18 protein-coding genes are annotated in these 23,213 nt (G+C 61.4%); 10 read left to right on the forward strand and 8 right to left on the reverse strand.

The features are described from left to right. The first annotated feature begins 31 nt into the window (after window positions 1-31). Complete coding sequence (locus ACP7CZ_RS17560) at window positions 32-1,222, forward strand: benzoate/H(+) symporter BenE family transporter (protein ID WP_197900413.1); 1,191 nt, start codon at window positions 32-34, stop codon at window positions 1,220-1,222. A 37-nt stretch (window positions 1,223-1,259) separates the two neighbouring features. Here the strand turns inward: ACP7CZ_RS17560 and ACP7CZ_RS17565 are convergent, their stop codons facing one another. After that, window positions 1,260-1,604, reverse strand: a complete 345-nt coding sequence (locus ACP7CZ_RS17565; protein WP_003193255.1) for a YggL family protein — start codon at window positions 1,602-1,604, stop codon at window positions 1,260-1,262. Between the two features lie 236 nt (window positions 1,605-1,840). Here ACP7CZ_RS17565 and dacB point away from each other — a divergent pair, with 236 nt between their 5' ends. Then, window positions 1,841-3,301 (forward strand): D-alanyl-D-alanine carboxypeptidase/D-alanyl-D-alanine endopeptidase, encoded by a 1,461-nt coding sequence (dacB, locus tag ACP7CZ_RS17570; protein WP_294170440.1) that lies wholly within the window; start codon window positions 1,841-1,843, stop codon window positions 3,299-3,301. 120 nt (window positions 3,302-3,421) lie between these two features. Here dacB and ACP7CZ_RS17575 read toward each other — a convergent pair whose 3' ends face one another. Together ACP7CZ_RS17575 and rlmKL are read right to left on the reverse strand one after the other, a co-directional pair. Then, window positions 3,422-5,806: a sensor domain-containing diguanylate cyclase gene (locus ACP7CZ_RS17575; protein ID WP_294170437.1), complete on the reverse strand. Its 2,385-nt coding sequence runs from the start codon at window positions 5,804-5,806 to the stop codon at window positions 3,422-3,424. A 226-nt stretch (window positions 5,807-6,032) separates the two neighbouring features. After that, window positions 6,033-8,297, reverse strand: coding sequence for a bifunctional 23S rRNA (guanine(2069)-N(7))-methyltransferase RlmK/23S rRNA (guanine(2445)-N(2))-methyltransferase RlmL (gene rlmKL / locus ACP7CZ_RS17580; RefSeq protein WP_034128371.1), 2,265 nt, complete (start codon window positions 8,295-8,297; stop codon window positions 6,033-6,035). Window positions 8,298-8,829: 532 nt separating this feature from the next. Between rlmKL and rmf the strand changes: the two genes are divergently transcribed. Then, window positions 8,830-9,045, forward strand: a complete 216-nt coding sequence (rmf, locus tag ACP7CZ_RS17585; RefSeq protein ID WP_002553055.1) for a ribosome modulation factor — start codon at window positions 8,830-8,832, stop codon at window positions 9,043-9,045. 127 nt (window positions 9,046-9,172) lie between these two features. Here rmf and ACP7CZ_RS17590 read toward each other — a convergent pair whose 3' ends face one another. The 5 genes from ACP7CZ_RS17590 to ACP7CZ_RS17610 all read right to left on the reverse strand — a co-directional run bounded on the left by ACP7CZ_RS17590 (window position 9,173) and on the right by ACP7CZ_RS17610 (window position 12,435). Beyond that, window positions 9,173-10,192 (reverse strand): quinone-dependent dihydroorotate dehydrogenase, encoded by a 1,020-nt coding sequence (locus ACP7CZ_RS17590; RefSeq protein WP_072447413.1) that lies wholly within the window; start codon window positions 10,190-10,192, stop codon window positions 9,173-9,175. Window positions 10,193-10,277: 85 nt separating this feature from the next. After that, the gene (locus ACP7CZ_RS17595) at window positions 10,278-10,745 is read right to left on the reverse strand and encodes a transglycosylase SLT domain-containing protein (protein WP_034128369.1); all 468 of its coding nucleotides are present in this window, start codon (window positions 10,743-10,745) and stop codon (window positions 10,278-10,280) included. After that, window positions 10,732-11,121 (reverse strand): winged helix-turn-helix domain-containing protein, encoded by a 390-nt coding sequence (locus ACP7CZ_RS17600; protein WP_072447526.1) that lies wholly within the window; start codon window positions 11,119-11,121, stop codon window positions 10,732-10,734. The genes ACP7CZ_RS17595 and ACP7CZ_RS17600 overlap by 14 nt, the downstream gene beginning before the upstream one ends. A gap of 163 nt (window positions 11,122-11,284) precedes the next feature. Next, window positions 11,285-11,500: a FliM/FliN family flagellar motor switch protein gene (locus ACP7CZ_RS17605; protein ID WP_034128368.1), complete on the reverse strand. Its 216-nt coding sequence runs from the start codon at window positions 11,498-11,500 to the stop codon at window positions 11,285-11,287. Between the two features lie 14 nt (window positions 11,501-11,514). Further along, window positions 11,515-12,435 (reverse strand): secretin N-terminal domain-containing protein, encoded by a 921-nt coding sequence (locus ACP7CZ_RS17610; RefSeq protein WP_294169621.1) that lies wholly within the window; start codon window positions 12,433-12,435, stop codon window positions 11,515-11,517. A gap of 247 nt (window positions 12,436-12,682) precedes the next feature. On the opposite strand from ACP7CZ_RS17610, the gene ACP7CZ_RS17615 reads away from it, so the two are divergent. The 7 genes from ACP7CZ_RS17615 (at window position 12,683) to ACP7CZ_RS17645 (ending at window position 23,204) form a co-directional block, all read left to right on the forward strand. Next, complete coding sequence (locus tag ACP7CZ_RS17615) at window positions 12,683-13,882, forward strand: CmpA/NrtA family ABC transporter substrate-binding protein (protein ID WP_294169618.1); 1,200 nt, start codon at window positions 12,683-12,685, stop codon at window positions 13,880-13,882. A 13-nt stretch (window positions 13,883-13,895) separates the two neighbouring features. Continuing rightward, window positions 13,896-14,471, forward strand: a complete 576-nt coding sequence (locus tag ACP7CZ_RS17620) for an ANTAR domain-containing response regulator (protein ID WP_003193274.1) — start codon at window positions 13,896-13,898, stop codon at window positions 14,469-14,471. 146 nt (window positions 14,472-14,617) lie between these two features. Then, window positions 14,618-15,829: a nitrate/nitrite transporter gene (locus tag ACP7CZ_RS17625; RefSeq protein ID WP_032903097.1), complete on the forward strand. Its 1,212-nt coding sequence runs from the start codon at window positions 14,618-14,620 to the stop codon at window positions 15,827-15,829. After that, the gene (locus ACP7CZ_RS17630) at window positions 15,829-17,496 is read left to right on the forward strand and encodes a bifunctional protein-serine/threonine kinase/phosphatase (RefSeq protein WP_054897188.1); all 1,668 of its coding nucleotides are present in this window, start codon (window positions 15,829-15,831) and stop codon (window positions 17,494-17,496) included. The genes ACP7CZ_RS17625 and ACP7CZ_RS17630 overlap by 1 nt, the downstream gene beginning before the upstream one ends. A gap of 232 nt (window positions 17,497-17,728) precedes the next feature. Beyond that, window positions 17,729-20,182, forward strand: a complete 2,454-nt coding sequence (nirB, locus tag ACP7CZ_RS17635) for a nitrite reductase large subunit NirB (RefSeq protein ID WP_034128365.1) — start codon at window positions 17,729-17,731, stop codon at window positions 20,180-20,182. Beyond that, complete coding sequence (nirD, locus tag ACP7CZ_RS17640) at window positions 20,179-20,496, forward strand: nitrite reductase small subunit NirD (protein ID WP_014719483.1); 318 nt, start codon at window positions 20,179-20,181, stop codon at window positions 20,494-20,496. The genes nirB and nirD overlap by 4 nt, the downstream gene beginning before the upstream one ends. Continuing rightward, complete coding sequence (locus tag ACP7CZ_RS17645) at window positions 20,496-23,204, forward strand: nitrate reductase (protein ID WP_259039180.1); 2,709 nt, start codon at window positions 20,496-20,498, stop codon at window positions 23,202-23,204. Before nirD ends, ACP7CZ_RS17645 begins: the two co-directional genes overlap by 1 nt. Window positions 23,205-23,213: the final 9 nt, after the last annotated feature.

Below are 23,213 nucleotides of genomic sequence, written 5' to 3' on the forward strand. Positions count from 1 at the left end.
GCAAATTCCCGGCAATAAGGAACACCTCTCCATGACCGACGCCACCCAAGCGCCCTTGCGCCCACTGGCCGACACTTCTGCGTCGGCCGTCGTCGCCGGCTTTATCGCCATGATGACCGGCTACACCAGCTCCCTGGTGCTGATGTTCCAGGCCGGCCAGGCCGCCGGCTTGACCACGGCGCAGATTTCTTCGTGGATCTGGGCGATTTCCATCGGCATGGCGGTGTGCAGCATCGGCCTGTCCCTGCGCTATCGCACACCGATCACCATCGCCTGGTCCACCCCTGGCGCGGCGCTGCTGATCACCAGCCTGGGCGGCGTGAGCTATGGCGAGGCCATCGGTGCCTACATCACCTGTGCGGTACTGGTGACGCTCTGCGGGTTGACCGGCAGCTTTGAGAAGCTGGTCAAGCGGATTCCGGCGTCATTGGCGGCGGCGCTGTTGGCGGGAATCCTGTTCAAGATCGGCAGCGAAATTTTTGTCGCCGCCCAGCATCGTACCGGGCTGGTGCTGGGGATGTTCTTCACCTACCTGATCATCAAGCGTGTGTCACCGCGCTATGCCGTGCTGGCCGCCTTGCTCATCGGCACCGCCTTGTCAGGACTGATGGGGCTGCTGGATTTCAGCGGCTTTCATCTGGAGGTGGCGACGCCTGTTTGGACCACGCCGCATTTCTCGCTGGCGGCGACCATCAGCATCGGCATCCCGCTGTTCGTGGTGGCCATGACCTCGCAGAACATGCCCGGCGTAGCCGTGCTGCGGGCCGACGGCTACACCGTGCCGGCTTCGCCGTTGATCACCATCACCGGCCTGGCGTCACTGGTGCTAGCACCGTTCGGCTCCCACGGCATCAACCTGGCGGCGATCAGCGCCGCGATCTGCACCGGGCCGCACGCCCATGAAGACCGCAACAAGCGCTACACCGCTGCGGTGTGGTGTGGGGTGTTCTATGGGATTGCCGGGGTATTCGGCGCCACGCTGGCAGCACTGTTCGCAGCCCTGCCCAAGGAACTGGTGCTGTCGATTGCGGCGTTGGCGTTGTTTGGCTCGATCATCAATGGCTTGAGCATCGCCATGAATGAGCCGAAGGAACGGGAAGCGGCGCTGATTACCTTTATGGTCACGGCGTCTGGCTTGACGTTGTTTTCCATCGGTTCGGCGTTCTGGGGGATTGTGGCGGGGGTGTTGACGCTGCTGATTCTGAATTGGCGCAAGGCATAAAAAAACGGCGACCCTCAGGTCGCCGTTTTTTTCAGTATCACTTAGCCGCGTTGATCGGCTTTTCCGGATACCACACGTCCAGCAACGGGCTGACTTCAGCCTTGGTCAGCTCGGAACGGGTTTTCAGCCAGGCTTCGACCGCAGCACGCTGCTCTTCGGAGACCGAGCCACGCTTTTGCAGGCAAACCAGACCGTAGTCATCGCCGCCGACATAGCCCAGGCCATTGGCTTCCATGGCTTCTTTGATGAATGCTTCGAGGAAAGCGTCGATAGCTTCTTCACTCAGGCCTTCGTTGAAGTCCAGGTTCAGTTCGAAACCCAGCTCTTGAAATTCATCAACGCACAGTTTTTTGCGCAGACGCTGGGAACGGTTAGTCGCCATTGGAACAATCCTCATAAGTATTAACGGGCGGCACTTTAGCAGTTTAAGGCAGCAATTGCCCGACTCTCTGGGACCGACGGGCAAATGCGCGCAAAAAAACCGCGATTAGCAGCTATCGTTCAGCTACAAGCAGCGCCAGCTTGGGGCATAATGCCGACACTTTCGTGACCAATGAGGGATTTTCTTCCATACCCCTCGCCTTTTTCACCCTCCTCAGCAGTAGGGTTTTATTTCTTATGATCAAATCTTTGCGTTCAGTGTTACTTGCCAGTGTTGTCTTGCCCCTGGCCCTTTCCGTTTCCGCTGCTCCCGTCAATAACACCCTGCCACCCAGCGTTGCGCAGGCCTTGCAGAAAGCCAAGCTGCAAAATACCGCGCTGTCCCTGGTGATGCTGCCCCTGAACGGCCCTGGTACCCCTACGGTTTTCAACGCCGACGTCTCGGTGAACCCGGCTTCCACCATGAAGCTGGTCACCACTTATGCGGCCCTGGAAATGCTCGGCCCCAACCATCAGTGGAAGACCGAGTTCTACACCGATGGCACTCTCAGCGGCGGCGTATTGCGTGGCAACCTGTACTTCAAGGGCGGCGGCGACCCCAAGCTGAACATGGAAAAGCTCTGGCTGCTGATGCGCGACCTGCGCGCCAATGGCGTTCAGCAAGTCACCGGCGATCTGGTCCTGGACCGTAACTTCTTCAACCAGCCGCAATTACCCGAGTTCAACGACGACGGCAACGATGAGAACAAGCCGTTTCTGGTCAAGCCCGACGCCTTGCTGGTCAACCTAAAGGCCCTGCGCTTCGTGACCCGCAATGATTCGGGGCGGGTGATCGTATCGGTCGAGCCGCCGATTGCCAGCATTCGCATCGACAACCAGGTGAAAGTCACCAACGCCAAGCAGTGCACCGGTGACGTGCGCTACAGCCCGGTGACCGCCGCCGACGGCAGCGTGACCGTGACCGTCAGCGGCCAACTGGGTGATGGCTGCAGCTCGCAGACTTACCTGTCGCTGCTCGACCACGCCACCTACACCGCAGGCGCCGTGCGGGCGATCTGGAAAGAGTTGGGCGGTACCATCCAGGGCCGTGATATCCAGGCACCGGTGCCCAAGGATGCCAAGGTGCTGGCGCGCGCCTTCTCACCGGACCTGGCGGAGATCATCCGTGACATCAACAAATACAGTAACAACACCATGGCCCAGCAGTTATTCCTGAGCCTGGGTGCGCAGTTTCGCAACGATGCCGATGGCGACGATGCCAAGGCCGCGCAACGCGTCGTGCGCCAGTGGCTGGCCAAGAAAGGCATCACCGCGCCGCACCTGGTGATGGAAAACGGCTCCGGCCTGTCCCGCGCCGAACGGGTCAGCGCCCGCGAAATGGCGGCCATGCTGCAAGCGGCGTGGAAAAGTCCTTATGCAGCAGAGTACATCAGCTCGATGCCGATCGCCGGCACCGACGGCACCATGCGTAAACGCCTGAAAACCACCGCCCTGCGCGGCGAAGCCCACGTAAAGACCGGCACCTTGAACACCGTACGCGCCATTGCCGGTTACAGCCGCGACAACAATGGCAATACCTGGGCGGTGGTGGCTATTCTCAACGACTCCAGGCCTTGGGGGGCGTCATCGGTGTTGGATCAGGTGCTGCTGGACCTGTATCGCCAGCCGAAGGCCGTTGCGGCCGCGCCGGTCCTCTAAGCACCCCTCTGATCGTTCCCACGCTCTGCGTGGGAATGCTTTTTTGGACGCTCTGCGTCCGCGCTCAAGGCGTGACGCGGAGCGTCTTAGGATGGATTCCCACGCGGAGCGTGGGAACGATCATTCAAGCATCAGGGCTTCCTCGACCCGATCCCTGCCCGCCTGCTTGGCCACATACACCGCCGAATCAGCGCGCAGCAGCAACCCATCGATGCCTTCGTCAACCCGCCAACTGGCCACGCCGAAGCTGGCGGTGACCACTCCCACCGGTTCCATCGCCGCATCGCGCAACGACTGCCACAACTGTATCGCCAGGCTGTAGGCCTGAGCGCCATCGGTGTTGGGGCACAGCACCACGAACTCTTCCCCGCCGATCCGGCAAAACACATCGGTGCGGCGCAAGCGTTGGACGATACGCTTGCACAACTCCTGCAACACGCTGTCGCCCACGGCATGGCCGTGCTGATCGTTGATGCGCTTGAAGTGGTCGATATCGAGCATGATCAACGACAGCGCGCCAGATATACGGTTGAGCCGAAGCATTTCGCCCTTGAGACGATCCTGGAAATAGCGCCGGTTATAGATCCCTGTCAGGGAGTCGGTGATGGACAACGCGCGCAGTTCTTCCTCGACCCGTTTGAGGTCAGAAATATCCGATACATAACCGTGCCAAAGCGTACCGCCTCCCGGCAACTCTTCCGGCGTCGCTTCGCCGCGAATCCAGCGCAGGCCTCGCTGGGGTAATTGCACGCGGTACTCTTCTCGCCAATGGCTCATTTGCAACGCAGAAAGGCGTATCGACGCACGCACTCGCTCCAGATCCAAAGGGTGAATGCGCTCCAGGACCGTGCGCGCATCCTTCTGCAGCATGCCCAGCTCGATTTCATAGATATCGCGCATGCCTTCGCTGGCATAGATGAAACGCCCGTTGTCCTGGGGCTCCAGGGTGAACTGGAAGATGCCACCAGGCACATGGGCGCTGAGTTTTTTCAGCAGGCGGTCGCGGACGGCAAGGGCCTCATAGGCGCGCTTTTGCTCGGTGACATCCAGGTAAATCGCCAAGTGCCCGACCCATAGGCCATGGTCATCCAAGAGCACGGTCGGCAACATGTTGACCGTCAACTGGCTGCCATCCTTGCGCACCAGCGTCCACTCACGTCCTTCATGTTGACTGTCTGGGCTCTCCACCAGCATCGCCTGACTCGCTGGAATGCGCTTGCCCAGCGCCCTGCTCAACGGCTCGGCGCGGGCGTCAAGTTCCACGGCCACATGCAGACGGTCCAAGGTCATATGCCCAAGCACCTCCTCGGCCTTGAAGCCCAACATCTGTTCGGCACCGGCATTGAAGGTGTTGATCACACCGCGCAGGTCAGTGGCAATGATCGCCACTTGAGTCGCCGCATTCAACACGCTGCGCAGTTGCCCATGGGCGCCACGCAACTCCTGCTCACGGGCACGCAATTGAACGGTGCGTTGCTCCACCAATTTCAGTGCGCGCTGGCGCTGGCTGACCAACATGTAAAGCAGCGCACTGAGCAAGGCGCTGAGCAACACACCCATCGCCAGAATGGCGTGCATCGAAGAATGGTTGGCCCTGTCGAACACTTCGCTGGCGCTCAGGCTAAGAGCGTAGACATGATCGCCCAGGGAGAGGCGGCGTGCAGCCGTCAAGCCACTGCTGCCCAACGCGTTACTGGACGCATATAACACCCGTTGCTGGGTGTCGGAGGTGTCTACGATCTGCATCACCAGGTTGTCACGGTTGGGCCTGGGCAACCCCTCGGCCACCAGCTGGCGCATGCTGATCACCGCCATCACAAAACCATAAGGCTCGGCCCCCGCGACTTTGCTCACGGGCGCCACCAATAACACGCCTGCCGCATAAGCGGGCTCCACCCCCACCAATTGCATGGGCTGTGACACCGCCAACTGGCCGCTTTGTTGTGCACGCTCCAGCGCTGCACGGCGCAGGGGCTGCGCCAGCAAATCAAAGCCCAGCGGCGAGCCCAGCAAACTTTGCGTCTGGCTGTACAGCACCGGTACGTATTCATCGCGCTCGGCCGCTGGCGCCAATTCACCGGAGGTATTCAGTTCGCGGATACTGAAGGGAATGCCACGCTGGCGAGAAATGTCCTGTTCAAACAGGCTGCGCTGCGTGCGAAATATCCGTGGTGCCCAGGCATAAGCACGGGCATGCAACAACAGCGGTTTGGCGAAACCGTCGAACTCGGTGCGGGACACCTCGCCGGAATTGACGAAGAAACGCTGCAGGCTACCCAGGCGTTGTTCCTGGTCTTCAAAACGTTCCTGGATGCGGCTGTAGCGCTCGTTGACCAGCAACTGGAACCGCTGGCGCACCTGTTGCTGATACAGGTCGGACGCCGCCCACGCGACGACCACCGTCAGCGCGCTACCAACCACTAACACCACCAATGCCACCAGCCAAGCCGATGCCTGCTCACTGATAAAACCAAGGATTTTCGGGCGAACGACTTGCATCGGCATAGGCAACACTCACAGCGCCAGTGTGCGGGGGTGTCACTTTGGCTAGGGCTTAAGTTATAGCCATCGGTCATGGGTTTGACCAGCGCAAAACCGTCAACTGGCTTATTGTGGCGAGGGAGTTTGCTCCCGCTCGGGTGCGAAGCGCCCGCAAGTTTCCGGGGGGCCGCTGCGCAGCCCAGCGGGAGCAAGCTCCCTCGCCACAGAAGCTCGCTCCTACAGGGAAAAATCAGCGTGCGGTGATTTTCCAGGCGCGGTGGATCTTGGCATTGCGCGCAAAATCCGGGTCGATGGTCTTGTCGCTGATCTCCTCGACCGCATAGCGTTCGCTGAGGTTGTCTTCCAGCTGGAACTTGCGGAAGTTGTTGGAGAAGTACAGCACGCCACCCGGCGCCAGGCGCGCCATGGCCAGGTCGAGCAACTGCACATGGTCACGCTGCACGTCGAAGATGCCTTCCATGCGCTTGGAGTTGGAGAAGGTCGGCGGGTCGATGAAAATCATGTCGAATTCATCGCGGCTCGCTTCCAGCCACGCCATCACGTCACCCTGTTCCAGGCGGTTCTTGTCGGAGAAGCCGTTGAGGGAGAAATTGCGACGCGCCCAGTCCAGGTAGGTCTTGGACAGGTCGACGCTGGTGGTGCTGCGCGCGCCGCCCTTGGCAGCATGCACACTGGCTGTGGCGGTGTAGCAATACAGATTGAGGAAGCGCTTGCCCGCCGCTTCCTTCTGGATGCGCATGCGCATCGGGCGATGGTCGAGGAACAGGCCGGTGTCCAGGTAATCGGTGAGGTTGACCAGCAACTTAACGCCGCCTTCACTGACCTCGGTGAATTTACCTTGGGCACTCTGACGCTCGTATTGCTTGGTGCCGCTCTGACGCTCACGACGCTTGACCACCACACGGCTCTTGTCGACGTTCAGTGCCTGGGGAATTGCCGCCAGGGCATCGAACATGCGGGCAGAGGCTTTTTCCGGGTCGATGGATTTAGGCGCGGCGTATTCCTGTACGTGCACCCAATCGTGGTACAGGTCGATGGCCATGGAGTATTCAGGCATGTCAGCGTCATACACACGGTAGCAATCCACGCCTTCGCGCTTGGCCCATTTGCCCAACAGCTTGAGGTTCTTCTGCAGACGGTTGGCGAACATCTGCCCGCCTTCGCTCAAGCGCGCCTGTTCCACCACGGGGGCCGGGGCGGGCTTGATCGGGTTGCCGTTCTTGTTGTACTGACGCTCTGCCGGCTCGCTCGGGGCCTGGTCGTAGGCCGCTTGCTCACGTTCGGCCTGACGCTGTTCAGGAGTGCGGCGCTCGCCCGTGACGAACTGATCCGGGTTGACCTTGATCAGCAGCAACTTGCACGGCAATGCGCCGTTCCAGAACGAATACTGTTTGTGGCTACGGATACCCATGCGCTTGCCCAGGTCCGGCGCGCCGGTAAACACCGCCGCTTCCCAGCCCATGCAGGCCTGGCGCAGGCGCTCGCCGAGGTTCTGGTAGAGGTACAACAGGCTGGCTTCATCACCCAGGCGCTCGCCGTAAGGTGGGTTGCAGATGACCAGGCCTTTCTGGTTCTGGTCCGGGCGCGGCTCGAAAGTACCGACTTCGCCCTGGTACACCTTGATCCAATGGCTCAGCCCGGCGCGCTCGATGTTATTGCGAGCAGGCTGGATCAAGCGTGGGTCGGCTTCATAGCCACGCACCCACAACGGCGGCTTGTTCATGCCGATAGCGGCGCGCTCAGTGGCTTCTGCGTGCAGTTTTTTCCACAGCGCCGGGACGTGGCCCAGCCAGGTGGTGAACCCCCACAGTTCACGATTGAGGTTGGGGGCCATGTCGGCGGCGATCATTGCGCCCTCGACCAGAAAGGTACCCACACCGCACATCGGGTCTGTCAGCGCGCCGCCTTCGGCTGCAATACGCGGCCAGCCGGCGCGGATCAGGATTGCCGCCGCCAGGTTTTCCTTCAGCGGTGCCGCGCCCTGCTGCAGACGGTAGCCGCGCTGGTGCAGGCTGTGGCCGGAAAGATCCAGGGACAGGATGGCTTCGCCACGGTCCAGGCGCAGGTGAATGCGCAGGTCAGGGTTGATCTTGTCGATGGACGGACGTTCGCCGGTCGGGGTGCGCAGTTTGTCGACGATCGCATCCTTGACCTTCAGCGCGCCGAAGTGGGTGTTGTCGATGCCCGAGCCGTGCCCGCTGAACTCCACCGCAAGGGTACCGTCGGGGACCATGTGGTCAGCCCATTCGATGTCCAGCACGCCGTGGTAAAGATCCTCGGCGTCCTTCATCGGGAAGCGCTTGAGCACCAGCAACACACGGTTGGCCAGGCGCGACCAGAGGCACAGGCGGTAGGCGGTTTCCATGTCGGCCATGCCGCGCACGGCCGAGGTGTGCTCGCGGGCTTCCTCAAGGCCAAGCCCGACGGCTTCCTCGATCAGCAGGCCTTCGAGGCCCTTGGGGCAGGTGAGGAAGAGTTCAAAACGGTCCGACATGGGGCATTCCAGGCTTTTCAGCAATAAGTGAACAGGCGACGCATCGCCGGTTCGGTTTTCAATCAAGCACTTTTCTCGAAGAGTGCTCGCGTGGCACGAATGTGCCGTTCCACCCCGTCTGACGGGCCCTTGAGCCTTTATTGGCGAGGCAGAAGAAGAATGTTGTGCAATAAAAAGAAATATTCCGACCCTTCGTCGAATAATAACCGACTGCAACAGGCGGTCATTCTCACCAAGGGATTAAACCTTTCCTCTGTGCAGGGCACATCATAGCTGGCTTTGCCCTATAAAAGGGGCGAATAACCATCCCAGCTTATGGCTATAGCATCGTTATCGTTACGTGCTTATGACAAAACGATCATTGAATACATGTGACCTATTGGTTAGAACTCAACACAGGTTGGCGCCGTAACGGTGCCGACACATCGGCTCGCCACGCCGGCAGCGAGCCCACCAACGGCAGAAAAACTCTGCCCGGCCTTGGACAAGGCCGAAGGATATCTAGACAGTCAACAAGTGAGGGAAACACCCTATGAGAAGACTTAAGCGTGATCCGTTGGAAAGAGCATTTTTACGCGGATATCAATATGGCGTTCATGGAAAATCCCGTGAGCTTTGCCCATTTACTCTACCGTCGGTACGCCAAGCCTGGATCAACGGCTGGCGAGAAGGACGCGGCGACAACTGGGACGGTATGACTGGCACTGCGGGCATCCACAGACTCAACGAACTTCACGCCGTCGGCTAATCAGGGGCACTTTATTCCGACACACATCTCTGAACGAGTAACGACTTAACCACGCGCGCCCCATCCGGGCGGCGGGCTTCGGCCCAGGGGCTCCTTTATGGAGCCCTTTTTATTGCCCCGCAGATTGTCAGCGCAAGGCAGCGATGGCATCCACCGACTGGCGAATCAACGCCGGCCCTTTATAGATAAAGCCGGAGTACAACTGCACCAGGCTGGCGCCAGCCGCGATCTTCTCGGCCGCGTGCTTGCCTTCGGTAATACCGCCCACCGCGATGATCGGCAAACGCCCGGCCAACTCGGCCGCCAGCACCTTGACGATATGGGTGCTCTTGTCACGCACTGGCGCGCCCGACAGGCCGCCCGCCTCGTCACCATGGGCCAGGCCTTCGACGCCCACGCGGCTGAGGGTGGTATTGGTTGCAATCACCGCGTCCATCCCTGAATCCACCAGGGCCTGGGCCACCAGTACGGTTTCTTCATCGCTCATGTCCGGCGCGATCTTGATGGCCAGGGGCACACGCTTGCCGTGACGCACGGCCAGGTCTTCCTGGCGCTGGCGCAAGGCTTCGAGCAGTTGCTTGAGGGAATCGCCAAATTGCAGGCTGCGCAGGCCCGGAGTGTTGGGCGAGCTGACGTTGACGGTGACATAGCTGGCGTGGGCGTAGACCTTGTCCAGGCATATCAGGTAGTCATCCACCGCACGTTCCACAGGGGTGTCAAAGTTCTTGCCGATGTTGATACCCAGGATGCCGGTGTATTTCGCCGCCTGAACCCGCGACAGCAGATGGTCGACGCCGAGGTTATTGAAGCCCATGCGATTAATAATCGCCTCCGCTTCCGGCAGGCGGAAAATGCGGGGCTTGGGGTTGCCCGGTTGCGGCCGTGGGGTCACGGTGCCGATTTCGACAAAGCCGAAACCCAACTGCGCAAACCCGTCGATGGCGGCGCCGTTCTTGTCCAGGCCGGCTGCCAGCCCGACCGGGTTGGGGAAGTCGAGCCCCATCACCGACACCGGCATTTTCGCCGGTGCCTTGCATACCAGGCCATTGAGCCCCAGGCGGCCACCAGCGCCGATCAGGTCCAGGGACAGATCGTGGGAGGTTTCCGGGGAAAGTTTGAACAACAGCTGGCGGGCCAGGTTATACATGGGCGGGCTAGACTCGGATGGCGGTAAAAGGTGGCGGTGATTATAGCCGCGGCGGTGGGTTGCATGCGAGGCATGACACTCGATCTCATTGACGCTGCGCCATCAAGGCCTCATAGCGCACCCAGATCCTCTCGGCGTAGCGCAGGCGTAATGCCTCACGCTGAGGGCCGGGGCCGGGCCCAACGTTGTAAGCGCCCACTGCCGTCCAGTTGTAGCCAAAACGCTGTATAAAATCGGCAAGAATCGAGGCGCCTACTTCCACCGACAGGCAAGGTTCGTTCAACAACCGCTCTTCGGTAATACCCTGCTTGAGCAAACGAGGCAGGTGAATGCTGTTTATCTGCATCAAGCCAATATCCCGTGTGCCGTTTCGGTTGCTGTAGTTCATTGCTTGCGCACGGTAACCCGACTCGACTGAGGCGATAGCCTGCAGTAACTCTGGCTCGAGATCGTAGCGGCTGGCCGCCTCTTCCCAGCAATAGGCCCATGCCGGGTTACAGCCCATCAGCACACTGAACAACAGGCCTCTGCCCCCGACCCTAACCTTTAACATTACTGGCCTGACCACAGACGGCGCACAGGTGCAGGACAGCCCTCGGTTGATCACCCACCCGTACCGGGCATGTAAAGCGATAGCCCTTGCCATAAATAGTCTTGATAAAGCCTTTGTCGGCCCTCAAGTGCTTGCGCAGGGAATAAATACAACGCGTAAGTGACTCATCGGCTACCTCGCCCCGAGGCCAGGCCAGTTCCAGCAAGCGGTCCTTGGTCATCAGTGCGCCACCGGAGGCCAGCAGCAACCTCAGCACCTGCCCCTCCTTGGGAGGCAGCTGTATATCCGCATCCGCGCCTATCAACCGACCATCGCCGTGCAAGGTCCAGCGAGCGAAGACCAGGGATGCCGCCGCTTCTTGCGTCACGACGGCCATACGCACCTCTGTATCGACTACTGACATTCAAATCCTTACTGTGTGAACCGGCTCACCTGCCATTGGCACGACTATAAAAACCGCCCCGCAGACTCGCGTTAGGAAAAAACCCATTCAATGGTTTTTTTTGGGCCGCTGCCGGTCAGACAAATCGCTTGCCCCCTTATCGCGACAGCCATTCCTGAAAGGTCTCCTGCAACTCGACCCCTAGCCGGTCCTCCAACTGCACCAACTCACCTAACGCCATCAATTGTCCATTGACCCGCACCTCCACACATCGTGTGACGCCTGGGTCCAAGGGCAGCACTTTTCCCGGCGCGAACGCGGCCAAACGCTTGCGGCTGATCAATTGCTCCTGCAGCAGTATTTCCAGGTGCATGGACAAATGCCTTTTCAGGGGGAAAACTCGCGCTCCGTCCGTAGGAACGCACGTTGCACACGCTCATATTGCGCGGCGGTCAACTGAGGTGGCCAGGCCTGCGGGTCGCCACCACCGGCATGCGCCTGCCCCGGCAAGGTTTCATTCAGCACCTGGGCCACATCCAGCTCGGCGAGCAGTTTCTCGATAACTTTCACTTGGGCAGGCGAGCCCTTGATCAACACACTGTTGGTATCCGGATAGGCTAGCAACGCAAGGCGGCCGTCGGCCAACTGGTCCCTCTGCGCCTGGGATAGCCGGGCCTGGATCATCGAGAGCATGCCTGGTACCCGGCCCCTGTTGGTACCCACGCCGTGAGGGTGATCTTCCACCGGGAAATTGGCCACTTGCACCACGCCAAATGCAGGCGGGCGCTCTGGCGCCTTGCGAGGGGGCCGATCCATCAGTTGCGTCAGCCGCAATATATGATCGACATAGCTGGGAGGCCCGGACACGTAGAACATGCGCGCCCCGTTTGCGCGCAGCGGATAACGCGGCTCATCCAGCCCTGCACGTCGCATGATGCCACGCAGCCTGTCGACACTAATATGTTGCAGCGCCACCGCCGAGCTTCTCGCTTCGTCGGCAGCGTAGACGTGCAACACTTGGCCATCGCTGTGCCAGATCAAGCCTTCGCGCGCGGCGAGCGTTTCAATGACCTGTTGCGGCGCCGCAAAATCGAACGCTCCGCTCACCTGCCTACTAGCCACGGCACGGCTGGTCACCACGGGCAGGCCCAATGACACAGACAACGCAGCAAAGAAAGCCGGCAGCCCCTCATCCTGTGCCTGGTACACCTCGCCACAGGCCGTGCGACTGCCCAGCAACAGCGCGGCGCACAGCAGCACGCTGTACAGCCAGCGGCAATTGAGGGTTGCGAGGAAATCAGCGTGCACCGTGGGAATGCCTGGCGGTCTGGCCTGAGGAAGCGGCCATACTGCGAGGCGCACGAGGTTCAATCATGATGGAAAGTTGACGGCCAGTTGCACCGGCCCACCCATGGCATGTGCCTTGCTATGCACTCTGTATCAGGCTCGCACCAACGGCGGTACGGGCCTACGGACAGAGGCGTCGTTTCCCTGCAATGGCCTGTAACGCCAGCCTGGGAAACGGCGCTTTTTTTTTCAGAAAAGGCAGGTATTGATGAACGATCCGCTGGCTTGGGTACACGGCAGCGATGCCCCGGAAAAGAGCAGCCTGGACCTTGGGTTCATGGCCCTGACCGATTGCGCCTCGTTGGTGGTCGCCGCCACCCAGGGCTTCGCCCAACCTTACGGCCTCACACTCAACCTCAAGCGCCAGGCGTCCTGGGCCAACCTGCGCGATAAGCTGGTCAGCGGTGAACTCGACGCCGCCCACAGTCTCTACGGGCTGATTTATGCCGTACACCTGGGCATCGGCGGCGTCGCCGCCAGCCCCATGGCAGTGCTGATGGGGCTGAACCAGAATGGCCAGGGCATCAACCTGTCCCACGGCCTGCAACAGCAAGGCGTGATCACTCCTGAGGCGTTGAAAGGCCATGTGCACCAAAGCCGGACAAAACTGACCTTCGCTCAGACGTTTCCCACCGGCACCCATGCCATGTGGTTGTACTACTGGCTGGCGAGCCAAGGCATTCATCCATTGCAGGATGTGAACAGTGTGGTGGTGCCGCCGCCGCAAATGGTGGCGCACCTGCAAGCCGGACGCATCGACGGACTTTGCGTGGGTGAACCCTGGTGCGCCAGCGCAGTGCAACAAAACCAGGGCTTTACCCTGGCGACTAGCCAGGCAATCTGGCCGGACCACCCGGAAAAAGTCCTGGGCTGCACCCAAGCCTTCGCTGACGCGTACCCCAATACCGCACGCGTACTGGTCATGGCGATCCTCGAGGCCAGTCGGTTTATCGAGCAGAGCCGTGAAAACCGCCGCTCTACCGCCCAGTTGCTCAGTGCCAGTGAATACCTCGACGCACCTGTGGGCTGCATCGAACCGCGCCTGCTGGGGCACTATGACGATGGCCTGGGCAACCACTGGCTGGATCCCCATGCACTGCGCTTTTTCGCCGACGGCGAGGTGAACCTGCCTTACCTCAGCGATGGCATGTGGTTCATGACCCAGTTCCGGCGCTGGGGCTTGCTGCGGGAAGACCCTGACTACCTGGGCGTTGCCCGGCAAGTTCAGCAATTGGCACTGTATCGCCAGGCTGCCGAGGCGCTGGGCATTACCGCAGGCGACTCGGACATGCGTCGCAGCCAGTTGCTCGATGGCAAGACCTGGGACGGCAGCGACCCCGCTGGCTACGCCCGCAGCTTCCACCTGCATGCCCTGGCCGATGATGCCAATCGCCAAGCGCTGCGCTGACAGGAGCCCGACGATGCTGCGAATCCTGTTGATCAACGACACCCCGCGCAAGGTCGGGCGCCTCAAGGCCGCATTGACCGAGGCCGGCTTCGAGGTGATCGATGAGTCCGGCTTGACCATCGACCTGCCCGCACGCGTCGAAACAGTGCGTCCTGATGTGATCCTGATCGATACCGAGTCACCCGGGCGCGATGTGATGGAGCAAGTGGTGCTGGTCAGCCGCGATCAGCCACGGCCCATCGTGATGTTCACCGACGAGCACGACCCGAATGTAATGCGCCAGGCCATCAAGTCCGGCGTCAGTGCCTATATCGTCGAAGGTATCCAGGCCCAGCGCCTGCAACCGATCCTCGATGTGGCAATGGCGCGCTTCGAGAGTGACCAGGCCCTGCGCGCCCAGCTTCATGCCCGCGACCAGCAACTGGCCGAACGCAAGCGCATCGAGTTGGCCAAGGGCCTGCTGATGAAGATGAAGAGCTGCAACGAGGAAGAGGCCTACACCCTGATGCGCCGCCAGGCCATGAGCCGTCAACAGAAACTGATCCAGGTGGCGGAGCAGATTATTGCCATGAGCGAGTTGCTCGGCTGATCTGGCTCAGCTCTTGCTAAAGAATTATCACAGGTAGCCAACGGCGGTTGCCCCTTCACGACAAAGACGTCGCCCACCCGGTTTGCCCTTGCGAACCCGGTGGCGGCGTTTTTTCGTTTCTAGACCCCCAACCGTTGAGGTGCGTGATGAAATCAAGCTTCTGGAAATCCGGGCACACCCCGACCCTGTTTGCCGCGTTCCTGTATTTCGACCTGAGCTTCATGGTCTGGTACCTGCTGGGCCCCCTGGCGGTGCAGATTGCCGCTGATTTGCACCTGACCACCCAACAGCGCGGCCTGGTGGTGGCCACCCCAATCCTGGCGGGCGCGGTACTGCGCTTCTTGATGGGGATGCTGGCCGACAAGCTGTCGCCCAAGACCGCCGGGCTGATTGGCCAGGTGATTGTGATCGTGGCGCTGTTCTGCGCCTGGAAACTGGGGATCCACAGCTACGAACAAGCGCTGCTGCTGGGCATGTTCCTGGGCATGGCCGGTGCGTCCTTCGCGGTCGCCCTGCCTTTGGCGTCACAGTGGTACCCCGCGGAGCACCAGGGCAAGGCGATGGGCATCGCCGGCGCCGGTAACTCCGGCACCGTGTTTGCGGCGTTGCTGGCGCCCGTGCTGGCGGCCGCCTTTGGTTGGAGCAATGTATTCGGCTTTGCGCTGATCCCACTGGTGCTGACCCTGATCGTATTCGCCTGGCTTGCGCGCAATGCGCCTGAACGGCCGAAAGCCAAATCCATGGCCGACTACTTCAAGGCCCTGGGCGACCGCGACAGCTGGTGGTTCATGTTTTTCTACAGCGTGACCTTCGGCGGGTTTATCGGCCTGGCCAGCGCCCTGCCCGGCTACTTCAACGACCAGTACGGCCTGAGCCCGGTGACCGCCGGCTATTACACCGCCGCCTGTGTGTTCGGCGGCAGCCTGATGCGCCCATTGGGTGGCGCCCTGGCAGACCGGTTCGGCGGGATCAAGACCCTGCTCGGCATGTACAGCGTGGCGGTGATCTGCATTGCGGCAGTGGGGTTCAACCTGCCCAGTTCCTACGCGGCACTGGCGCTTTTCGTCTGCACCATGCTCGGCCTGGGCGCTGGCAATGGGGCGGTATTCCAACTGGTGCCCCAGCGTTTTCGCAGTGAGATCGGCGTCATGACCGGCCTGATCGGCATGGCCGGTGGCATCGGTGGCTTCGCCCTTGCGGCGGGCATGGGCGCGATCAAGCAGAGTACTGGCAGCTATCAACTGGCCCTGTGGTTGTTCGCCAGCCTCGGTGTGTTGGCCTGGTTCGGCCTGCATGGGGTGAAACGGCGCTGGAGAACCACCTGGGGTTCGGCCGCCGTGACCGCCGCCCGCGTCTGATGAGCCTGCAACTGAGCGTCGCCCAGGCCAGTGCCATCGGCCCGCGCAGCGAGAACCAGGACGCGCTGCGGGTGGTCACGCCCATGGCGGAACTGGCCGCGAGCAAAGGCTACCTGTGCGCACTGGCCGACGGCGTCAGCCAGTGCGCCGACGGTGGCCTGGCCGCACGCTCGACCCTGCAGGCCCTGGCCCTGGACTACTACGCTACGCCACAGACCTGGGGCGTGGCCCAGGCGCTGGAGCGCTTGTTACTGGCGCAGAATCGCTGGTTGCAAGCCAACGGCGGCGGCCAACCGTTGCTCACCACCCTAAGCGCCCTGGTGTTTCGCGGCCAGCGTTTCACCCTGGCCCATGTCGGTGATTGCCGGGTGTATCGTTGGCTTGACGGAGAGTTGCAACGCATCAGTGAAGACCATGTGTGGGAACAGCCGGGCATGCAGCATGTACTCAAGCGCGCCCTCGGCCTGGATCAGCACTTGGTGCTGGACTTCCTCGATGGTCCATTGCGCGAGGGCGAGTGTTTCCTGCTACTCAGCGATGGGGTGTGGGCCACGCTGGGCGATCACAGCATCGGCGCGATCCTGCGCGAACAAAGCGACCTCGAGCTGGCCGTCAACACCCTGGTCAACGCCGCCCACCTGGCGGGTAGTCAAGACAACGCCAGCGCCTTGCTGGTGCGCATCGATCAACTCGGCGCGGCCACCCTCGGCGACGCCTTGGTGCAGTTGCAGCAATGGCCACTGCCGCCACCGCTGAAAGTCGGGCAAACCTTTGAAGGCTGGCAGGTGCAAAGCGTGCTGGCGCAGAGTCGGCAGTCGCTGCTGTACCGCGTGCACGACGCCCAGGGGCAACCCTGGCTGCTCAAGACCTTGCCGTTGCGTTGCGACGATACCGACGCCGCCCAGGCCTTGTTATCGGAGGAATGGTTTCTGCGCCGGGTCGCCGGCCGGGCCTTTCCCGAAGTGCATGCCGCCAGTGGCCGTCAGCATTTGTACTACGTGATGCGCGAATACGCCGGGCAAACCCTGGCCCAACTGTTCCAACAACAGGGCCCGCTGCCGTTGGCACAATGGCAGTCGATTGCCGAACGCTTGCTGCGCGCCGTGGGCCTGTTGCATCGCCGGCAGATCCTGCACCGCGACATCAAGCCAGAAAACCTGCTGCTGGGAGAAGATGGCGAACTGCGAGTGCTGGACTTCGGCCTGGCCTATTGCCCCGGGCTCTCCGAGGACCGTGCGCACCTGCTGCCCGGCACCCCGAGTTTCATCGCGCCCGAGGCGTTCGCTGGCGAGCAGCCTACGGCACAACAGGACTTATATAGCGTCGGCGTGACCTTGTATTACCTGCTGACTGGGCATTACCCCTACGGTGAAATCGAGGCCTTCCAACGGCCCAGGTTTTCCCAACCCGTCAGCGCCAGCCGTTATCGCCCCGACTTGCCGGAATGGTTGCCACACAGCCTGGAACGAGCGGTGACCGCTGTCTCGGCCCAACGTTATGAAACCGCCGAAGAATGGCTGTTGGTGCTGGAACAGGCCGATCGCCGCGAATTGAGCGTACGCCCACGCCCTTTGCTCGAACGCGAACCCTTGAAAGTCTGGCAGACCCTGGCGATGGCTTCGCTGCTACTCAATCTGGTGCTGCTGTACTGGCTGATGCACCACTAGCGGGCAGAATCCGCCAACTCTCCGTGTAAACGCCCACTAAACCTGGGCTATAGGGACTTGGCACAGCTGCTGCATTAACGTTCTCAACACCCCACATATAGCCGCTCCTTCAACGACGAAGGGCCGAGCTTCCCGATAGAACGGGACCAGGACAAAGGCGTCCTCGCTAGCTGACTAGCGGGGATGCCTTTTTTGTTTGCGCACGATTTGTCGAGCCATTGCGGAGAACGACATGAAAAAACTCAAACTGGTGATGATCGGCAACGGCATGGCCGGGGTTCGCACCCTTGAAGAACTGCTCAAGCTGAGCAACGAGCTGTACGACATCACCGTGTTCGGCGCCGAGCCTCACACCAACTACAACCGCATCCTGCTGTCGCCGGTACTGGCCGGTGAACAAACCTTCGAAGAGATCGTGCTCAACGACCTGGATTGGTACCTGGACAATAACGTCAAACTGCTGCTCAACCGCAAAGTGGTGCAGATCGACCGAGTCAAGCGCAAAGTCATCGCCGAAGACGGCACCGAGGCCGAATATGACCGCCTGCTGATCGCTACCGGGTCCACGCCGTTTATCCTGCCAATTCCCGGCAACAGCTTGCAGGGCGTGATTGGTTACCGCGACATTGCCGACACCCAGGCGATGATCGACACCGCCAAGACCCACAAGCATGCGGTGGTGATCGGCGGCGGCCTGCTCGGCCTGGAAGCGGCCAACGGCCTGATGCTGCGCGGCATGCACGTGACGGTGGTGCACATCGGTGAATGGCTGCTGGAGCGGCAACTGGACAAGACCAGCGGCCAGCTACTGCAAACCGAACTGGAAAGTCGCGGCCTGGTGTTCCGCCTGTGCGAGCAAACCCAGGCCCTGCACGATGCCGGCAATGGCCGCGTCGGCTCGGTGCAGTTCAAGAATGGCGACATCATCCCGGCCGACCTGGTGGTGATGGCTGCCGGCATCCGCCCCAATACCGAACTCGCGGAAAAGTCCGGCATCCCATGCAACCGTGGGATCCTGGTCAACGACACAATGCAAACCTACGACCCGCGTATCTATGCGATCGGTGAATGCGCCAGCCATCGCGGCATCGCCTATGGTCTGGTGGCACCCTTGTTCGAACAGGCCAAGGTCTGCGCCAACCACCTGGCCCAATTGGGCTTTGCCACTTACAAGGGCTCGGTGACCTCGACCAAGCTGAAAGTCACCGGCATCGACCTGTTCTCCGCCGGCGACTTCATGGGCGGCGAAGGCACCGAAACCATCACGCTCTCCGACCCGATTGGCGGCGTGTACAAGAAGCTGGTGATCAAGGACGACATCCTGGTCGGCGCCTGCCTGTACGGCGATACCGCCGATGGCGGTTGGTATTTCCGCCAGATTCGTGAGAACCACGCCATCGGTGAAATCCGCGATCATCTGATGTTCGGTGAAAATGCACTCGGCGATGTCGGCCACCAAGGCCAGGACAAAGCCATGAGCATGGCCGACAGCGCCGAAGTCTGCGGCTGCAACGGCGTGTGCAAGGGCACCATCGTCAAGGCGATCCAGGAACAAGGGCTGTTCAGTGTCGATGAGGTGAAAAAACACACCAAGGCCGCCAGTTCCTGCGGCTCCTGTGCCGGGCTGGTCGAGCAGATCCTGATCAACACCGTGGGCGGCGCCGCCGACGTCAAACCCAAAAGTGAAAAAGCCATCTGTGGCTGCAGCGACCTCAACCACGGGCAGATCCGCCAGGCCATCCGAGAGCAGCACCTGCTGACCATCGACAGCACCATGCGCTACCTGAACTGGCGCACCCCCAATGGCTGCGCCACCTGCCGCCCGGCCCTCAACTACTACCTGATCTCCACCTGGCCCGGCGAAGCCAAGGACGACCCGCAATCGCGGCTGATCAACGAACGGGCCCACGCCAATATTCAAAAAGACGGCACCTACTCTGTGGTCCCCCGGATGTGGGGCGGCGTGACCAATCCTTCGGAGCTGCGCCGCATCGCCGATGTGGCCGACAAGTACAACGTGCCGATGGTCAAGGTCACCGGCGGCCAGCGCATTGACTTGCTCGGTATCAAGAAGCAGGACTTGCCAGGGGTATGGAAGGACCTGGATATGCCGTCCGGGCATGCCTATGGCAAATCCATCCGCACCGTCAAAACCTGTGTGGGCAGCGAGTTCTGCCGGTTTGGCACGCAGAACTCGACGCAACTGGGCATCGAGCTGGAGCATGACCTGTTCAATATGTGGTCGCCCCACAAGGTCAAGTTGGCGGTCTCCGGGTGCCCACGCAACTGCTCGGAAGCGGGCATCAAGGACGTAGGCATTATCGGTGTCGACTCGGGCTGGGAGATGTACATCGGTGGCAACGGCGGGATCAAGACCGAAGTCGCGGAGTTCTTCGTCAAGGTGAAGACCGCAGAGGAAGTGCGCGAATACAACGGCGCATTCCTGCAGCTATACCGCGAAGAAGCCTTCTACCTGGAGCGCACCGTGCACTACCTGCAGCGGGTGGGCATGGAGCATATCAAGAAGGCTGTGCTGGAAGACCCGGCCCGCCGCCAGGCCCTCAATGAGCGTTTGCAGTTCTCGTTGTCATTCGAGCAGGACCCGTGGAAAGAACGCCTGGAACAGCCGCTGCTGAAAAAGGAATTCGACGTGATCCCCGTCAAACAACTGGAGGTCTCGCTATGAACTGGCTGGATATCTGCGCGCTCGATGAAATCAACGCCCTGGGCTCGCGCATCATCAGCGGGCCGAAAGGTGACATTGCGATTTTTCGCACCAGTGACGATGAAGTCTTTGCCCTCGACGACCGCTGCCCACACAAAGGCGGGCCGCTGTCCCAAGGCTTGATCTACGGCAAGCGGGTGGCCTGCCCGCTGCACAACTGGCAGATCGACCTGGCGACTGGCCAAGCCCAGGCCCCGGATATCGGCTGCGCCCACCATCATCAAGCCCGGGTCGAAAACGGCCGGGTGATGCTGGCTCTGCGGGACGCGGGTTGATGAACCGCCAGACCACCGCGTCCACCTGTTGTTATTGCGGGGTGGGCTGCGGCGTGCTGATCGAGCATGACGGCGAACAGATCGTGGGGGTGCAAGGCGACCCCAGCCATCCGGCCAACTTCGGCAAGTTGTGCAGCAAAGGCGCGAGCCTGCACCTGACCGGCGACTTGAGCGCCCGCGCTCTTTACCCGCAATTGCGCTTGGGCAAAGAACTGGCGCGCACCCGCACCGACTGGGACACTGCCCTGGACCACGCGGCCAACGTGTTCGCCGATACCATTGCCGAACACGGGCCCGACAGTGTGGCGTTCTATATTTCCGGGCAACTGTTGACCGAGGACTATTACAGCTTCAACAAGTTGGCCCGCGCATTGGTGGGCACCAATAATATCGACAGCAATTCTCGGCTGTGCATGTCTTCGGCGGTGGTCGGCTACAAGCGCAGCCTGGGCGCCGATGCGCCGCCGTGCAGCTATGAAGACCTGGAAAACAGCGACTGCGTGATGATCGTCGGCAGCAATATGGCCTACGCCCACCCGGTATTGTTCCGACGCCTGGAGCAAGCCAAGGCGCAACGCCCGCAGATGAAAGTGCTGGTGATTGACCCTCGGCGTACCGACACCTGCGACTTGGCCGACCTGCACTTGGCCATCTTGCCGGGAACGGATGTGGCGTTGTTCCACGGCATTTTGCATTTACTGCTGTGGGAAGACTGGGTCGACCGTGCGTTTATCCAGGCCCATACCGAAGGCCTGGCCGAACTCAAGCGCCTGGTGCATGACTACACGCCGCAGATGGTCACGCAGCTGTGCGGCATCAGCGTCGAACAGCTGCGCCTGTGCGCACAGTGGGTCGGCACCTCCAGCAGCTTTTTGTCGCTGTGGTGCATGGGGCTTAACCAATCCACCGCTGGCAGCGCCAAAAACAGCGCGTTGATCAACCTGCATCTAGCCACGGGGACCATTGGCCGGCCGGGCTGCGGGCCGTTTTCCCTGACCGGCCAACCGAACGCCATGGGCGGGCGCGAAACCGGCAGCCTGTCCAACTTGCTGCCGGGCCACCGCGAAGCGGCCAACCCTGAACACCGCGCTGAAGTAGCGGCCTATTGGGGCGTGGAACAACTGCCCGCGACTACGGGCCTTACCGCCATCGAACTGTTTGAACAGGTGCAGGCTGGCAAGATCAAGGCGTTGTGGATCGCCTGTACCAACCCAGCCCAATCGCTGCCCGACCAGAACGCGGTGCGTGCCGCCTTGGCCGCGTGCCCGTTCGTGGTGTTACAGGAAGCGTTTCGTACCACCGAAACCGCCGCCTATGCCGACCTGCTACTGCCCGCCGCCAGTTGGGGTGAAAAAGACGGCACGGTGACCAACTCCGAGCGGCGTATTTCCCACGTGCGCCGCGCCATCAACCCACCGGGTGAAGCACGCGCGGATTGGGCGATCACGGTGGATTTCGCACAGCGCCTGGAGCGTCGTCTGCGTCCGGGGTTGCCGAGCCTGTTCGCCTTTGAGCAAGCGGCGCAGCTGTTTGATGAATTCAAGCCACTGACCCAAGGCCGTGACCTGGATATGTCCGGCATCAGCCACTCCCTGCTCGACCGGCTCGGCCCGCAGCAGTGGCCCTTTCCCGAGGGTGCGCAAGCGGGTACGTCGCGCCTGTACACCGACGGCATTTTCCCTACTGACACGGGCCGGGCGCGATTTGTCGCCGAGCCTTACCGCGCCGCCAAGGAACAGCGCGATGCGCGATTCCCCCTGACCCTGATCACCGGTCGCCTGCGTGATCAATGGCACGGGATGAGCCGCACCGGCACGGCAGCGCAGCTGTTCGGGCACGTCAGTGAAGCATTGTTGAGCCTGCATCCGGATGAGCTACGCCGCCACCGCTTCAAAGAGGGTGACCTGGTCAGCCTGAAAAGCCGTCGCGGCAGCGTGATCGTCGCCGTCGGCAGCGATGACAGTGTGCGTCCCGGCCAAGCGTTTCTGCCCATGCACTGGGGCGACCGCTTTCTCAAGGGCGGCGTCAATACCCTCACTCAACCGGCGTTCGACCCTTTGTCCAAGCAGCCGGAGCTCAAGCACAGCGGTGTGCGCCTGGAAGCAGTGCAACTGCCGTGGCAGCTGTTTGCGCTGATCGAAGGCGATGTACAGCAGCACTTCGAAGCCTTGCGCCCACTGTGTGAAACCTTTGCCTACGTCAGCCTGAGCCTGGCTGGCCGTGAACGCCCCGCGCTGCTGGTGCGCGCCGCGCATACCGAGGCGCCCGACCTGCAACTCTTGACCCGTATCGACCAACTGCTGGGCCTCGACGACGGCCCGGTAATGGCCTATGACGACCCGCGCCGCTCAATCGGCAAGCGCGTAAAAATCGAGAAAGGTCGCATCACCGCCCTGCGCCTGGCCGGCGAAACCCTGGCCCGTCACTGGCTGCAAAGCCTGTGGCTGGAAGGCCGGGCCGACGAGCAACTGCGGCGCTGGTTGCTGGCGCCCTTGAGCGCGCCGCCGGGCGGTGCAACGGCCAGCAACAAGATTGTGTGCAACTGCAAGAACGTCAGCGAAAACGCCGTGTGCGCCGGTATCGGCAGCGGCCTGGACCTGGATGGCCTCAAACAGGCCCTGGGCTGCGGCACCCAATGCGGCTCCTGCGTGCCGGAAATCAAACGTCTTTTGGCCAGCAACCCGCAGCCAATCGCCATCAGTGTGTAAGGGGAACAA

This window comes from Pseudomonas sp. DWP2-2, from assembly GCF_049897065.1.
Classification (GTDB): domain Bacteria; phylum Pseudomonadota; class Gammaproteobacteria; order Pseudomonadales; family Pseudomonadaceae; genus Aquipseudomonas; species Aquipseudomonas paracarnis.